At 41.6% G+C, this 15,169-nt stretch carries 14 protein-coding genes; 10 read left to right on the top strand and 4 right to left on the bottom strand.

All coding sequences use genetic code 11. The features are described from left to right. Nucleotides 1–37: 37 nt before the first annotated feature. The 3 genes from FCL54_RS01440 to FCL54_RS01450 all read right to left on the bottom strand — a co-directional run bounded on the left by FCL54_RS01440 (nucleotide 38) and on the right by FCL54_RS01450 (nucleotide 2,017). On the bottom strand, nucleotides 38–439 hold the full coding sequence (locus FCL54_RS01440) for a PaaI family thioesterase (protein WP_138122415.1): 402 nt from the start codon (nucleotides 437–439) through the stop codon (nucleotides 38–40). A gap of 79 nt (nucleotides 440–518) precedes the next feature. Further along, a complete protein-coding gene (locus FCL54_RS01445) occupies nucleotides 519–1,460 on the bottom strand; it encodes a 1,4-dihydroxy-2-naphthoate polyprenyltransferase (protein ID WP_138122417.1) in 942 nt (313 codons plus the stop codon). 278 nt (nucleotides 1,461–1,738) lie between these two features. Next, nucleotides 1,739–2,017, bottom strand: coding sequence for a hypothetical protein (locus FCL54_RS01450; RefSeq protein WP_138122419.1), 279 nt, complete (start codon nucleotides 2,015–2,017; stop codon nucleotides 1,739–1,741). A 271-nt stretch (nucleotides 2,018–2,288) separates the two neighbouring features. Between FCL54_RS01450 and FCL54_RS01455 the strand changes: the two genes are divergently transcribed. The 6 genes from FCL54_RS01455 (at nucleotide 2,289) to FCL54_RS23765 (ending at nucleotide 9,392) form a co-directional block, all read left to right on the top strand. Then, entirely contained in the window at nucleotides 2,289–3,701 is a 1,413-nt protein-coding gene (locus FCL54_RS01455; RefSeq protein WP_171016627.1) for an isochorismate synthase, read from the top strand. After that, entirely contained in the window at nucleotides 3,698–5,461 is a 1,764-nt protein-coding gene (gene menD / locus FCL54_RS01460; RefSeq protein WP_138122423.1) for a 2-succinyl-5-enolpyruvyl-6-hydroxy-3-cyclohexene-1-carboxylic-acid synthase, read from the top strand. Before FCL54_RS01455 ends, menD begins: the two co-directional genes overlap by 4 nt. A 1-nt stretch (nucleotide 5,462) precedes the next feature. Beyond that, a complete protein-coding gene (menH, locus tag FCL54_RS01465) occupies nucleotides 5,463–6,281 on the top strand; it encodes a 2-succinyl-6-hydroxy-2,4-cyclohexadiene-1-carboxylate synthase (RefSeq protein WP_138122425.1) in 819 nt (272 codons plus the stop codon). A gap of 16 nt (nucleotides 6,282–6,297) precedes the next feature. Further along, a complete protein-coding gene (gene menB, locus FCL54_RS01470) occupies nucleotides 6,298–7,116 on the top strand; it encodes a 1,4-dihydroxy-2-naphthoyl-CoA synthase (RefSeq protein WP_138122427.1) in 819 nt (272 codons plus the stop codon). Nucleotides 7,117–7,296: 180 nt separating this feature from the next. After that, nucleotides 7,297–8,766: an o-succinylbenzoate--CoA ligase gene (locus FCL54_RS01475; RefSeq protein ID WP_138122429.1), complete on the top strand. Its 1,470-nt coding sequence runs from the start codon at nucleotides 7,297–7,299 to the stop codon at nucleotides 8,764–8,766. Nucleotides 8,767–9,251: 485 nt separating this feature from the next. Further along, nucleotides 9,252–9,392: a hypothetical protein gene (locus tag FCL54_RS23765; RefSeq protein ID WP_171016628.1), complete on the top strand. Its 141-nt coding sequence runs from the start codon at nucleotides 9,252–9,254 to the stop codon at nucleotides 9,390–9,392. An 87-nt stretch (nucleotides 9,393–9,479) separates the two neighbouring features. Here the strand turns inward: FCL54_RS23765 and FCL54_RS01480 are convergent, their stop codons facing one another. Further along, entirely contained in the window at nucleotides 9,480–9,887 is a 408-nt protein-coding gene (locus FCL54_RS01480; RefSeq protein WP_171016629.1) for a YlbF/YmcA family competence regulator, read from the bottom strand. 658 nt (nucleotides 9,888–10,545) lie between these two features. Here FCL54_RS01480 and FCL54_RS01485 point away from each other — a divergent pair. The 4 genes from FCL54_RS01485 (at nucleotide 10,546) to FCL54_RS01500 (ending at nucleotide 15,139) form a co-directional block, all read left to right on the top strand. After that, the gene (locus FCL54_RS01485; RefSeq protein WP_138122433.1) at nucleotides 10,546–11,610 is read left to right on the top strand and encodes an AI-2E family transporter; all 1,065 of its coding nucleotides are present in this window, start codon (nucleotides 10,546–10,548) and stop codon (nucleotides 11,608–11,610) included. Nucleotides 11,611–11,809: 199 nt separating this feature from the next. Beyond that, on the top strand, nucleotides 11,810–13,144 hold the full coding sequence (locus FCL54_RS01490) for an ABC transporter substrate-binding protein (RefSeq protein WP_246055102.1): 1,335 nt from the start codon (nucleotides 11,810–11,812) through the stop codon (nucleotides 13,142–13,144). A gap of 88 nt (nucleotides 13,145–13,232) precedes the next feature. Next, nucleotides 13,233–14,267, top strand: coding sequence for a carbohydrate ABC transporter permease (locus FCL54_RS01495; RefSeq protein ID WP_246055103.1), 1,035 nt, complete (start codon nucleotides 13,233–13,235; stop codon nucleotides 14,265–14,267). Beyond that, on the top strand, nucleotides 14,267–15,139 hold the full coding sequence (locus FCL54_RS01500) for a carbohydrate ABC transporter permease (protein WP_138122435.1): 873 nt from the start codon (nucleotides 14,267–14,269) through the stop codon (nucleotides 15,137–15,139). Before FCL54_RS01495 ends, FCL54_RS01500 begins: the two co-directional genes overlap by 1 nt. Nucleotides 15,140–15,169: the final 30 nt, after the last annotated feature.

A 15,169-nucleotide genomic window follows, 5' to 3' on the forward strand; every position in this document is an offset into this window, starting at 1 on the left:
ACTTTTTAAGTTGAGAATGGGTGATAGATATTCGATGTCAGGCTTCGCTTTGTTTTGAGGGCTTGTCTACAACCGCGATGGTACATCTGGAAATGCAGATGAGCTGCTGTTCTTCACCGGTGATTTTTACTTCCCAGACCATCGTTTTTCGGCCGATATGGATAGGGGTCGCAGTAGCCGTAACTTTCCCTTCTCTAACGCTTTTTAAATGGTTTGCGTTGATCTCCAAGCCAAGCGGCATTTTGTTTTCGTCTTTTACGTTTAAAAAAGCTCCGATGCTTGCAGCAGTTTCAGCTAGTACGACAGATGCACCACCGTGAAGATAGCCCATTGGCTGCTTCGTTTTAGGCCCTACGGGCATTTCGAAAATCACTTCTTCAGGTTCCAGCTTCAATGCTTTAATATCCAGTGCTTCCATGATTGTATTTGATAAGTCCACGTTAGTTCCCCCTCGATTTTTTAGTGTAAAAAAGCAAAGATTGCTAGAAGCGAATCTTTGCTGAATAAGTTAAAAAGAATTAAAATAAATAGTTAAAAAGCAAACCTACAGATAATAAAAAGCCGAAAATCGTATGCATTTGGGCAGTTGCTTTCATGGCTGGAACCATCTGTACAGCTTTTGTTTTACCGACGAAAAGCTTGTATGCTTTCATTGCTTTTGGCAAACTGATGAAAACAAGAAGCAGCCAGGAGGACGCATAACCTGCAAGGACGAGTCCGATAATCCATAGATATGAAACGATGAACATTCCAGCGAGGAACAACACCGCTTTCTTATGTCCAAGAAGAATTGCAAGGGTTTTTCTTCCCTTTTCTTTATCCCCTGTTAAATCCCGGATATTATTTGCCATTAAGATTCCGCCGACCAGGATTGAAACCGGAACGGAAACTAAAATGCTCTCGGCAGTTACAGTGCCGGATTGAATGAAAAATGAAATCAAGATTAAAATCAATCCCATGAATAATCCAGCTGCAAGTTCACCAAAAGGCGTGTAGGCAATTGGATATGGCCCGCCGGTGTAATAATAGCCGACCGCCATGCTGAGTGCACCGATTAAGCCGATCCACCAGGAGCTGTTCATGCAAATATATATCCCCAGTAGAACAGCTATTCCAAAGAAACTGATCGCGAGGTTTAACACTGTCCTTGCGCTGATACCTTCTCGAACAATAGCACCGCCGATACCGACTGATTCTGCGGTGTCCAATCCACGTTTAAAGTCATAATACTCATTAAACATGTTCGTGGCCGATTGAATAAGTAAAGATGCGACCATCATTGCCGCAAAAACACTCAAGTCAAGCTCTCCGTATGGAAGTGCAAGCATTGTTCCTACAAGGACTGGAACGAATCCTGCAGTCAAAGTGTGTGGTCTAAGCAATCTCCACCAAACTTGCCAATTTACTCTGGGAGACGATTTTCCCAAATCATGGGTGCTATTCTTTAATCGCTCTTCCATTTTTCTCTCTCCCTTTATCCTCTATTTATGTTTTGTAAGTAAAATCTCTTAAAGCTCAACAATTAAAAAATTTAAATACAGGCCTAACATTATAAGTTTATGAGAATGACTACTAACTGTCAATAGAATGGAAGTGCTGGCAGCATGCTAATATTAAAAACATAACCTGAAAAAGAAAAGAAGCTTGTTTATCCGGAAATAGGATAAGACCTTCTCTAACCTGGTGTTAGCTCTCGAAACGAAAAAAACCACCATGCTTTTCATGGTGGAAAAACCGGCTAATAGAAAAATCCGTACGGTCTAAAAAACGCAATGGAAGCAAGCGATACGCCAAACAGCCCTCCAAGAAACCCGCCTGCGAATGCCCCGCCGAATCCCCATAAAAAAGTTCCGGGACCAGTGGGCCCTTCTCTTGGCGGACCATCAAGTGGAGACAGGTAAACAAACTCATTATCAACCTCATGAATAACCCCTCGATGTACTTTGCCGTCGAAGCATTCAATTTCAACTGGCTTACCTCTGTTTTCACAGCACAAATTATAATATTGTCTTGACATGTTTAACCCTCCATTAATCAGGATATAAGCAAAGAGAATCTATTCTATTTTATTAGCTTATGCAAGACTGTGGCAGATGGTATAGGTAACCTGCACAGGGTAAAGCAAAGATCTTTATCAGTGATTACATAAGAATAATGCCATTCTTTCAAGGTAAAATAGCTATAGTGCCAGTTCGTTGACAGTCTTGTTAACAGAGGTGTATTCTTGAAGTATCATTGGGCTGACTTTGTCGGCCTGCTCGGTATGGAATCAATTGGGGGGAAAAATGGTGTCTGTAATTAAGCAACAAGAATTGCATGAATTACTTTATCAGGGGGCAAGACAAGCTGATGAAAGAGGTCAGGCAATATTGGTCAGCCAAGTTAGAAAAGTAGCGCCAATTGATCCCCTTTCGTTTTTTTCTGTTGGAAAAAAACACTTTCCGGGAGAGCGCACGTATTGGACAGAGCCTACCAGAGAAACCACGCTTGTTGGCATCGGTTCTGCCTATAAGTTTTCAGTTGATCAAGAGGATGAGCATCGTTTTGATACAATCGAAAAGCAGTGGAATGCCCTTCTTGAAAATAGTATCGTTGGGCCTTCCGCTATAAGCAGCGGAACGGGTCCCGTCATCGTAGGCGGGTTTTCATTTGATCCCTTCAAAGCCAATGTTTCTCACTGGGAGGGTTTTTCAGCTGCAAGTTTTTTACTTCCAGCATTCCTTTTAACTGTTAAGGAGGAAGGGACCTGGCTAACTGTTAATCACGTTACAACCCGGGACATGGATGTTAAACAAACAGCTGAAAATATGTTGAATCTATTCGATTCTTTAATTGAAGATTGCGCAAGTTACAATCCGTCTCAAGAGGAACAAACATACTCTATTATGGAAAGCGATACAGAGGCTTGGAAGAAGACGGTAAAAGAAGCTGCGAGGGATATTCGAAACGGTAAAATGGAAAAGATTGTACTGGCTAGAGAGGTAGAGGTCGATAGCAAAAGAAAGTTTAACCCGGGTGAAATCTTGCAGCGTTTAAACAGCCAGCAGCCAGATAGCTTTTTGTTTGCAATCGAAAGAGAAAATAAGTGTTTTATAGGTGCTTCCCCTGAGAGGCTTGTCAAAAAAGAAGAGGACAAGTTCTTTTCAACCTGCCTTGCGGGTTCAATAAAAAGAGGGAAAACAGCTGAAGAAGATGAACTCCTTGGAGAAGAGCTTCTTAACGATGAGAAGAATCTTCATGAGCACCAGCTTGTTGTCAAAATGATCAGAGATGCTATGGAAACCGGCTGTGATTTTATTCAGGTTCCAGAAGAGCCTGTATTATACAAAGTCAGGGATATTCAACATCTATATACACCAGTTGTGGGAAAGGCGAAATACGGTACAACACTGATTTCTATGGTAGAAAGGCTGCATCCGACACCTGCACTGGGAGGTTATCCAAAGGATAGAGCCATCAGTGAGATCCGTGAGCGAGAAATAATGGATAGGGGCTGGTATGCAGCACCTATCGGCTGGATCGACTCACGGGGAGATGGAGAATTTGCTGTGGGTATCCGTTCCGGGCTTTTAGATGGTAAGAAAGCATTCTTATTTGCTGGCTGTGGGATAGTAGGAGATTCAGACCCGGAAAGTGAATACCAGGAAACGAGGATAAAGCTGCGTCCTATGTTGTCCGCTCTTGGAGGGAAAGAATCATGAGTCACGTTGAAAAGTTAACAGCCTATATTGGCTCCTTTGTAGATGAACTTACAAGATCAGGCGTTAAGAATGCTGTCATTAGCCCGGGGTCAAGATCGACGCCGATCGCAATGCTGATGGCGGACCATCCTGACTTAAAAGCATGGATTAATGTAGATGAACGTTCGGCAGGCTTCTTTGCGCTTGGAATGGCTAAAGCGGAAAATGAACCTGTCGCTTTATTATGTACTTCTGGAACAGCTGCAGCCAATTATTATCCTGCAGTAGTTGAAGCCCAAATGGCACGAGTGCCATTAATCGTAATTACAGCAGATCGCCCCCATGAGTTAAGGGACGTGGGAGCACCCCAGGCTATTGATCAGATCGGCATGTTTGGAAAGTATCCAAAATGGTCTATGGAAATGGCTTTGCCAGAGGAATCGGATTCTATGATTCATTATGTAAGAACAGTGGCAGGGAGGGCTGTTTCTGTTTCAAAAAACAGCCCATCCGGTCCGGTACATCTTAATTTCCCATTAAGAGAGCCGTTGATCCCGGATCTTGATCGTCCGTCATTGTGGGAAAACGGCCGCAGTGACAATCGCCAGTGGGTGCGTACTACAGAGATGAGTTATACGCTGCCTGACGGAGAGGTCGAAAGAATTGCAATGGAGCTAAGCGGAAAAAGGGGCGTTATCGTATGCGGAGCACAGGATAACAACGGTTTTCCTGAAGCAGTTACGAACCTTGCCGAAAAGTTAAAATTCCCCATCCTTGCTGATCCCCTTTCGCAATTGCGAAGCGGAAAGCATTCTAAGGATCGTGTCATTGACGGATATGATGCATTTTTAAGGAACGAACAGGCGGTATCTGCATTAAAACCCGATGTTATTGTCCGATTCGGAGCGATGCCGGTTTCTAAGGCGTTTCTCTTATATCTAAAAAAACATCAGGAAACCCGCTTGCTTGTCATTGACGAAGGCGGAGGCTGGCGGGAGCCAACACATCAGGCAGAGGAAATGATCTATGCAGATCCAGTAGCCTTTTGCAATCGGGTTATTTCTTCATTAAGTTTCATGGTTAATGAAAATGCGGAGTGGGAAAAGAAGTGGATCCGCCTAAACAACATCGTTACTTCTCGGTTACACGATTCTGCAAAGGCTGACCTTCTGTTTGAAGGAAGGGTTTTTAAAGAGCTGGAAGAGCAGCTTCCCGATAACTCTCTCCTGTTCGTTGGAAATAGCATGCCGGTCAGAGATCTTGATTCTTTTTTCCATAATAACGAAAAGAAGATCCGGACGATGGCAAACCGGGGAGCGAATGGCATCGACGGCGTAGTATCGACTGCCCTTGGTACATCTGCTTCGCAAGCACAGGTCGTACTGGTGATTGGCGATTTATCCTTTTTCCATGACTTAAACGGATTAGCTGCTGCAAAGCTTCATGGTTTAAACATTACAATCATCGTGATTAATAACGATGGCGGAGGAATCTTTTCCTTCTTGCCGCAGGGCAAACAGCAGCATGAAAAGCATTTTGAAGCTTTGTTTGGCACACCGCTCGGGCTCGATTATAAAAATGCTGTCGAAATGTATGGGGGCCGATTTACCAGGATTTCGAATTGGGGAGAGTTCCAGAACGCTTTTGAGAATTCAGGAAAATCAAAAGGTCTTCACGTTATTGAGGTTCCCGCTGACAGGACAGAAAACGTCAACCTGCACCGGGAAATCCGGGAAATAATTTCAGAGGACATTGCAGTGTTTTTAAGCGAGGAACAGTGAAATGAAAATAGAAGTGAACGGACTTCAAATGAATGTAGAAATAGCAGGTGATGGGCCTGCTCTGCTTCTTTTACATGGTTTTACAGGTTCAAGCGAAAATTGGACCCCTTTTCTGGAAAGCTGGACAAAGGATTTTAAAGTAATAATGCCTGATCTGATCGGGCATGGGAAATCGGAAGCTCCGATATATCCAGATCGGTATGAAATGGACCAAGCAGTAGAGGACATCATGGCACTTTTAGATCGACTTCAAATAGATAAAACCCATGTTCTTGGCTATTCGATGGGTGGAAGGCTGGCTTTAACACTTGCCACATCGTTTCCAGAACGAATAAACACCTTGCTTCTAGAAAGCAGTTCACCGGGGCTTGCAAACGATGAAGAACGGCGGCAACGGGTGGAAAAGGACGAAAACATTGCAGACAGCATCATGGAAAAAGGTGTAGAGGATTTTGTGTTGAAGTGGGAAAACATACCGCTGTTTGACACGCAAAAACGATTGAGCGAAGAGATCCGGCGGTCAGTCAGGCAGCAGAGGATGGTGAACAGTGCATGTGGCCTTGCTAACAACTTAAAAGGGATGGGGACAGGGAAGCAGCGGCCATTATGGAACGAATTAGAAAGCTTGAACATTCCTGTTTTTCTATTGGTGGGAGAGCTCGACCGCAAGTTCTGTAACATTGCTGAAAAGATGCTTGAATCCCTTCCTGACGCAAAACTTATTCGTTTTCCGGATACGGGTCATGCAATTCATGTAGAAGATCCGCGATTTTTTGGTAGAATAGTAAAAGAAGCTCTTTTAGAGTGTTCAAATACATAGAAAGGTGGAACTATATATGACAATTGAATGGAATTCCGAAAGACACTATGAAGATATTCTGTATGAGACACATAACGGAATTGCAAAAATCAGCATTAACCGTCCGGAGGTCCATAACTCGTTCCGTCCGAGAACAGTAAATGAATTGATCGACGCGTTTGCGTATGCACGTGACGACTCGGAGATAGGTGTTATTGTACTTGCAGGTGTTGGGGATAAAGCATTTTGTGCCGGAGGAGACCAAAGAGTCCGCGGACACGGAGGATATGTAGGAGAAGATCAGATTCCTCGTCTAAATGTTCTTGATCTGCAGCGTCTTATACGTGTTATTCCAAAGCCTGTTATTGCGATGGTTTCCGGATATGCAATCGGTGGGGGCCATGTCCTTCATGTTGTATGTGATCTAACGATTGCTGCTGACAATGCTGTGTTTGGACAAACAGGACCAAAAGTAGGAAGCTTTGACGCTGGCTATGGCGCGGGTTATCTGGCTCGAATCGTTGGCCATAAGAAGGCTCGTGAAATCTGGTATCTATGCCGTCAGTACAATGCACAGGAAGCATTGGACATGGGGCTTGTTAATACGGTTGTGCCGTTAGAAAAACTTGAAGAAGAAACGGTTCAATGGTGTGAAGAAATCTTAGCAAAATCTCCGACTGCTCTTCGTTTCCTAAAAGCATCATTCAATGCGGATACGGATGGCCTTGCTGGTTTACAGCAGCTGGGCGGAGATGCTACCCTGCTTTATTATACAACTGATGAAGCGAAAGAAGGCCGCGATGCGTTTAAAGAAAAGCGCAAACCGGACTTTAAACAGTTCCCGAGATTTCCTTAAACATAAGGAAGGGGCATGTGTTTGGCTTGTAGAACGCTTATAAAGCGCCTTTCATGCCGCTTGTAAAACCGGATTATCATTTGGCAGCTTGATGGCGATCATCAGGCTGCCTTTTTAGCTTAGAGAATAAATTCAGGCAATTTAAAAAGCAAATTTTATATATATGAAAGGTGATTCATCATGCAAGTAATGCCAAACTGGTTAAAGAAAAGAGCGGAGCTTACACCTGGCAGAATGGCAGTAACCATAGGGGAGAAAAGCTTAACTTACCAAATGCTAAATGAAGAAGCTATTATCATGGCTAAAAAACTTGCAGCTCTGGGTGTAAAGGAAAAAGACCGGGTCGCTGTTCTCGCGCAGAACTCTGTGGAGTCGGTTGTTTTTATGCATGCTTTAACTTACCTTCATGCAGTTCTGGTACCGCTTAACATTCGGCTATCAGGAGAGGAGCTTGCATGGCAAATTAATGACGCAAAGGCTGACTTTTTAATCTATGATCCTGTTTTTTTTAAGAAAACAGAAGAAGTAAGAAAGCTATCCCAGGTGGAATTTTATTCATGGAATGAGCTCAATAAACTGAAAGAAATAGCCGTGCCTGTTCTAAAGGACCATGTTTCTTTAGAAGACAATCATACGATTATGTACACTTCGGGAACTACAGGAAAGCCCAAAGGAGTTGTTCTGACATACGGAAATCATTGGTGGAGTGCGGTCAGCTCGTCTCTAAACCTTGGGTTGCATTTGGAGGACCGTTGGCTCGCAGCGACACCGTTATTTCACATGAGTGGTTTATCGATCCTTATTCGCAGTGTTATTTACGGGATCACGACTGTTATTCATGAAAAATTTGATCCTCAAAAAGCCAATAGCGCCATTAAAAATGAGGGAGTAACGATTGTTTCTGTTGTAAGTACCATGCTTGCACAGATGCTGGAAGAGCTTGGTGAATCAAGGTATCCAGAGTCGTTACGGTGTATGCTGCTTGGGGGTGGACCGGCACCATTGCCGATACTCGAAAACTGTAAGAAGCGTTCCATTCCTGTATATCAGACGTTTGGAATGACAGAAACAGCTTCTCAGGTTGTCACGCTCTCATCAGAATATATGCTTGAAAAATTAGGTTCTGCCGGCAAGCCCTTGTTTCCAGCAGAGGTTAAGATCATGGAAGACGGAAAGGAATTGCCCCCTGAAGAGGCAGGAGAAATTATAGTGAAAGGCCCGATGGTAACGAAAGGGTACTGGAAAAGAGAAGAAGCCACTGCTGAAGCCATTAAAGAGGGCTGGCTTTATACAGGAGATATTGGCTATCTGGATAAGGACGGTTTTTTGTTTATCCTTGATCGAAGAAGCGACTTGATTATCTCGGGCGGTGAAAACATCTATCCAGCAGAAATTGAATCTGTCTTATTAAGCCATCCATCAGTATTAGAAGCAGGAGTCGCTGGCAAAGAGGATAGCAAATGGGGACAGGTGCCAGTAGCATTTCTTGTTACCCAAAAGGACAAAACGGTTACGGAACAGGAAGTGCTTCAATATGCGGAAGCTAAACTGGCCCGCTACAAGGTCCCTGTAAAAGCATACTTCGTTGAAGAACTGCCAAGAAATGCATCTAAAAAGCTGTTAAGAAGGAAGCTAATGGATTTGTTATAAGAAAAGAAAGATGCTGAAGCAAAATTATTTTTCTTTAATTTCTTCGCTGGATAACAGTGTAATGGCGTAAGATAGAAGTTGAAACGCTGTTCTAAAATGCAAAATAAAAAACCTGGAATATCCAGGTTCAAGGATTTATATATTTTCCTGGCAAGCATCGCAGATTAAATTACTTGTGCTCACGGATTCTTGATGGCCGTTTTTATTTTCTACAAAAAGATAAAGTTGTTGAGGATCTTCAGTTTTATATATTTCATCCTGACATTCTTTGCAGACTACAACGAAAGATTCTTGCTTAGAGTGATATTGTACCATTTTAGTTGTCACCTACTTAAAGTTTATATTGTACATACTAACTACCCCTTTTTGTGAAATTTAAGACAAAAAGTTAAAAAATAAGCCAGATGTACCAAAAAATCATAATAAGGAATGAAAAGAGTTGAAGGACAGATAATAAAAAAAAGAGATATGTGGGAGTGACCAAAGTGAAAAAAGATACAGGGTTTAGGGCCATGAAAGATACGGAAGAAAAAATGGATTTAAACGGTATGGATAATGTTCCGGGTAATACGAAACATCAAGGTGAAAGGTCGAAAAAAGAAAAGAAGGGTTCTCAGAAACTCTAACTAAAAAACCCGCTCACAGATTAGTGAACGGGTTTTCTTGCGTTTAAAAAAGCATAACTTTTTAGCAAAGGAGAAGGCTTGCGGCGATTAACTGCAACCGCAAGAAGGACCGCATGAACCAGCTTCAAAATCGCTGTCTTCAGGTACGCGTCCAAGCTGAAAGGTTTTAGATACATATTGTTTAATCGTTTCTTCAATCTTATGCATTTGCTGTTGAGCATTAATGAATTGATTGATTTCAGGTATGGTTAACGCCTTTTCTTCTACTTGTTTATATTCGCTAAACTCTTCATCTGTGAGTGTGCCCTGTTGTTGTTTTTGGCGAATTACTTGCTGTTTAGAATAAAGATTTTGATAAATGCTTTTTGCTTCTTCGTTATTAAAAAATGAATCGATACTCGTTTTTATATCTGTAAATTCAGGTTGATCAAGAATTGTTTTGCAAAGTTCTTCCGTTTTGGTCAGTATTGGGCTTTTGTCTGTTTTTATTTCCATAAGATCCTCCTTCAGTTCATTACACCAATCATAACATACACCCACTGAAGAAATAAATTGTATGTTTCCGCGTTTGAAACTGCTACAAGTTCTAGTAAGAAGGGCACAAATCAATGGAGCGAAAAATAAATAGATTGCCCAATCAAAAGAAATTAAGTAGAATGAAATAGGAATCCTTATCATCAGATGCGAGGGGAAGAACGATGAATAATAAAAACCAGGTACTGTTTATTTACCTGCCGAAAGAAAAAGTAGAAGAAATTAAAAAGAAATCAGATAAAGATAACTAAATTTTGTGTTCTCAACCTAAAAAGGACATGCCAGCAGGCATGTCCTTTTTTGAATTAAATAAATGAAAAGATAGCTGCAATAACTACAATTAGCCCAATGATCATTAGAATAGTCCTAAGCATTATTTATTCCTCCTTTTGTTTGTAAACCTGTGTTTAATAATAAAACTTTACTAACTCGCTCCTGGTTAAATGATACCCTTTAACTTTTGGATGCTAAACATTTTTGTTGAATTTGTCTTTTTATAATTTTTGGGAAGTATGGAATTATTTATAATTTCCTTCTAAAAATAAAACTGCTGTTGAGATGTGTGAAAGTGCAGGCTTGTGGGAAAAGAACTATAGAAATGGACGAATGGAGGAAAAGTATGTGGACAAAGGATAGATTTTTTAAATATGCAACTGGAATACTTATCGTACTGGTGATCATTTTTTTCCTTGGGCAGATAGGTTTCTTTCTAGCCCCTTTCAAAAAACTCATCACGACTTTGTTTTTTCCGATTATCATAGCGGGATTGTTTTACTATATATTGCGTCCGGTAGTTGATTTAGGTAGCCGGTTTATGCCGAGGACTATCTCGATTCTAATAGTTTTTGTGCTCATACTTGGCGGGTTTTATTTATTGGGAACATTTACTGGAAATAAGATCACAGGGCAGATCAGTGACCTTACAAAAGAAATGCCTCAGAACGTGGAGAAAACATCGGAGATGACGACTGAGTTTATTGAGGATAACAATTATAATCTTTTTTCTGTGGAACAGGTGAAGGATAGGGCCATTAATTATTTGGGGAATATCGCAGCGAGTATCCAAAATAACATCATGACCATTGTTTCGATGATTACCAGCATTGCAACGGTGTTAGTCGTCGTTCCGTTCGTTTTGTTCTTCTTTTTAAGGGACGGGCATAAATTTCGGCCGTTCATGTTACGGTTTATTCCTGAAAAACATGATGCAGAAGGAAACCGCTTGTTAAAGGATATCGATAAAACATTGTTCACATACATTGTCGGCCAGTTTATGGTAGCTTGTGTTGATGGTATCTTAATGTATCTTGGATATACGATCATCGGTTTGAAATATGCGATTGTTTTAGCACTGTTTGTAATCATAACAGCGATTATTCCGTTGCTCGGTCCGATTCTTGGGGTTGTGCCAGCGTTGATTGTCGGGGCGACACAGGATCCGTACATGATGGTAAAGATTTTAATTGTCCTTGTGATCGTCCAGCAGTTAGAAAGCAACCTTGTTTCTCCGCTTATTCTGGGAAACAAACTGCATCTGCATCCATTAACCGTTATCCTGCTTCTTCTTGTGGCCGGATCGCTTTACGGATTTATCGGGATACTGATTGCTGTACCTCTTTATTCCATTTTAAAAGTAATGATCAAGAATTTTTATCATTTTTACAGATTGCGAAATAGTGGTTGAGACTCCGTAGTACGGGGTCTTTTCTTTTTATAAAAGTTAGTTGTCGGGTTCTCGAAGACTTATTTTGTATTTAAAAGTTAGAAAATCGGGGTAAAGGAAGAAAATTGTCAAAAAAAAGGTTTGAGAAGCAAATGGTTAAGGGTAGAAGAAGAAGCAGAAGCAAAATAGAGCTTAGTAAAAAAGTGGGGAGGTACATATTTTGCTAAAAGGAAAAAAATCATTTGCACTTTTCATGTCTTTATTTCTTATTATCAGTGTTGTTTTAACTGGCTGTTCCGAGTCAGAAAGCGAGAATGCCAGTTCCGACCAAACAAAAGATGGCCGGGTAGTGGTCGATTTTTGGACTTTCTGGGGTTCGGAAACAAGAAGGCCGATCATTGAAAAGATTGTTAAAGACTTTAACGAGTCCCAGGATGAGATTTTTGTGAAGCATACATATTTGCCATGGGGAGATATCTGGACAAAGAACCTTGCATCCATTGCTGCGGGTAATCCAGCTGATGTCATTATTAATGATATCAACACGGTTTCCCACCGTGCAAAAAATGAACAGGCTATGAATCTTACGAAGTATATCGAGAAGGAAGATAACTTTAAAGACAGTTTTTATCCAGAACTCTGGAACGCGGTAACTTATAAGGATGAAGCATATGCCGTTCCTTTTAATACCGATACAAGATTGCTTTTTTATAACAAGGATGCGTTTAAAGAAGCCGGGCTAGACCCGGACAAGCCGCCTAAGACCTGGAAAGAGCTAGAAGAGTATGCTAAAAAACTCGACAAGAAAAACGGTGACCGATATGAAAGAATCGGTTTCTATCCTGTATGGGGAAGCTTTGGTCCAGGAAGCTGGGCGATCAACGGTGACCAGGGCCGGAACTGGATTGAAGATAAAGAGGTGCTTGTTAACACTGAAGGCAAAGTAGAAGCGCTTAGTTGGGTGAGAAGCTGGAGAGAGAGATTAGGGGATAACACCATCAACGAATTTAAATCCCAATTCGGTAACAAACAGGCAAATCCGTTCATTTCCGGAAAAGTAGCGATGTATGCCGACGTTGCTACCTTCTATACCCAGCTTCGTGACTATGGCAAGGACGTTAACTTTGGCGTTGCCCCTATCCCGGCAAAAGATGAGGAATCCAAGCACTGGAGCATGGGCGGAGGGTTTGTAGCTGAAGTTCCAAAAGGAGCAGACCATCCTGAAGAAGCATTCGAATTCATCAAGTATTTAACTGGAGTCGAAGCACAAACATACTGGGCAACTAAAAACTTTGATAATGTCGCAAATATCGAGGCATCTAAAAAGGCTGCTGAAAGTGAAGAACTTTCAGAGGAAGGAAAGTACGTATACCAAAAAGCAGTTGATAATCTTGAGGTTACAAAGCTTACCCCAGTTCCTGTCTATGCACCAGACTATTTATCGATGATTAACCCGCAGATCGATGCTATCATGCTGGGGCAAACAGATGCTAAAAAAGCGTTGGACAAGGCTCAAAAGGATGTTGAAAACATCGTAGAAAAGAATACTAAGTAATAGGAAAAAAGAGGAGCAGGCCCAGTGCCTACCCTCCTCTTTTTAAATTAGATAACTTTATACAGTTCCTTAAAAAGGGAGGGATACGATGAATCAAGCTGAAAAGATGCTGAAAAAGGCGGAAACCACACATGATTTCCCTATTAAAGCTAAGCGGGAAAAAAAGAAAGAAGAAAAGGGGATCAATCCGAATATAAGCACTAAAAAAACAGGGCTTTTTTCGTCATTCAGTTTAAAAAACCGAGAGAATATACAGGGATATATCTTTGTTCTTCCGTGGATAATCGGTTTTGTAGTCTTTACAATGGGGCCGATGCTTTTTTCCCTTTACGCCAGTTTTACTAATTATAATATTACTTCTCATATGGACTTTATAGGATTAGATAATTATAGTCGAATGTTTAATACCGACCCATTGTTCTGGACTTCATTATGGAACACGCTATACTTTGTTATTTGGACGGTGCCAATGACAACGGCAGGCGCGGTTCTTCTGGCGCTATTACTTAACCAGGGAGTTCCGGGAATGCGGATATTCAGAACGATATATTATTTGCCCGCAGTTTTATCCGGTGTAGCTGTATATTTCCTATGGATGCAGCTTTTAAGTCCTTCCACAGGGCTTATCAATACTGCACTTGCCTGGTTTGGAATCGACGGTCCTGCATGGCTTTTTGATCCGGAATGGACTAAACCTGCGCTCATCATCATGAAAATGTGGGGAGTCGGCGGAGGAATGCTGTTATACCTTGCCAGTCTCCAGGGGGTGCCAAAGGCGTTATATGAATCAGCTACCCTGGACGGGGCCAACGCTTATCACAGGTTCCGCCACATAACGCTGCCCCTGATCACACCTGTTATTTTCTTTGATATTGTTACTAGTTTAATCGGAGGTTTTCAGATCTTCCAGGAAGCTTATGTTATGACGGAAAGCGGCAGCGGCGGTCCGATGAATTCCCTTCTATTCTATAACTTGCATATGTGGAATAACGCCTTTGAAATATTCGATATGGGTTATGCCTCTGCTATGGCGTGGATTTTATTTTTCATTGTCATGGTTCTAACGGTCATCAATCTTAGGTTAGGTAAAAAATGGGTTCATTATGAAGGAGGGGACGATTAATGGAAGGGATAAGGAAGAATAAGTTTCATGAATCGCAGACTTTCAGAAGAAGGTTCATGAAAACAATCATAATGCTTATCTTACTGGTGGGAAGTGTTGTTATTCTCTCTCCTGTCTGGTGGCTAGTATCTACCTCCTTGAAGTCGATGCAGGAAATTATGCAATTTCCACCGAGCTTTATGCCGGAAAGCTTTCGTTGGCAAAACTACGTAGAGGCATGGAACACTGCTCCCTTTACAAGATGGACGCTAAACACGCTCTTCGTCACAACATGTGTTGTTATCGGAAATGTCCTTGTAAACTCGTTTGTTGCTTATGGATTTGCAAAGGTAAAGTTTCCATATAGAAATTTGCTATTTACTATTGTTCTTTCTACTATGCTCATCCCGGGATTTGTTGTGATGATCCCTCAGTATATGCTGTTTGCTGAACTCGGTTGGGTTAACACATACTTGCCGCTTATAGTACCCGCGTTTTTCGGAAGTGCATTCTTTATTTTCTTGCTACGCCAGTTCTTCATGACGATTCCAAATGAATTGATCGATGCGGCGAAGATTGACGGAGCAAACCATTTTGTCATCTGGTGGAAAATCGTTTTGCCATTAACGAAACCAGCGATCGCAACAGTGGCGATCTTCTCATTCAACGGAGCCTGGAATGATTTCCTCGGTCCATTGCTATATTTAAACGATGAGTCCCTTTACACCTTGCAAATTGGCCTGCAAACTTTTAAAGGAACCGTTTCTACCCAGTGGCACTATTTGATGGCTGCTTCTGTTATGGTACTCCTTCCCGTAATTCTGTTATTCTTTATTTTCCAGCGTTACTTTATCGAAGGAGCCAATATTACCGGTGGAGGCACGAAAGGATGACAAAAAACAGCAAAATAAAGAACAGAAAAA

Origin of the sequence: Exobacillus caeni, assembly GCF_005747095.1 — a bacterium.
Classification (GTDB): Bacteria; Bacillota; Bacilli; order Bacillales; family Guptibacillaceae; genus Exobacillus; species Exobacillus caeni.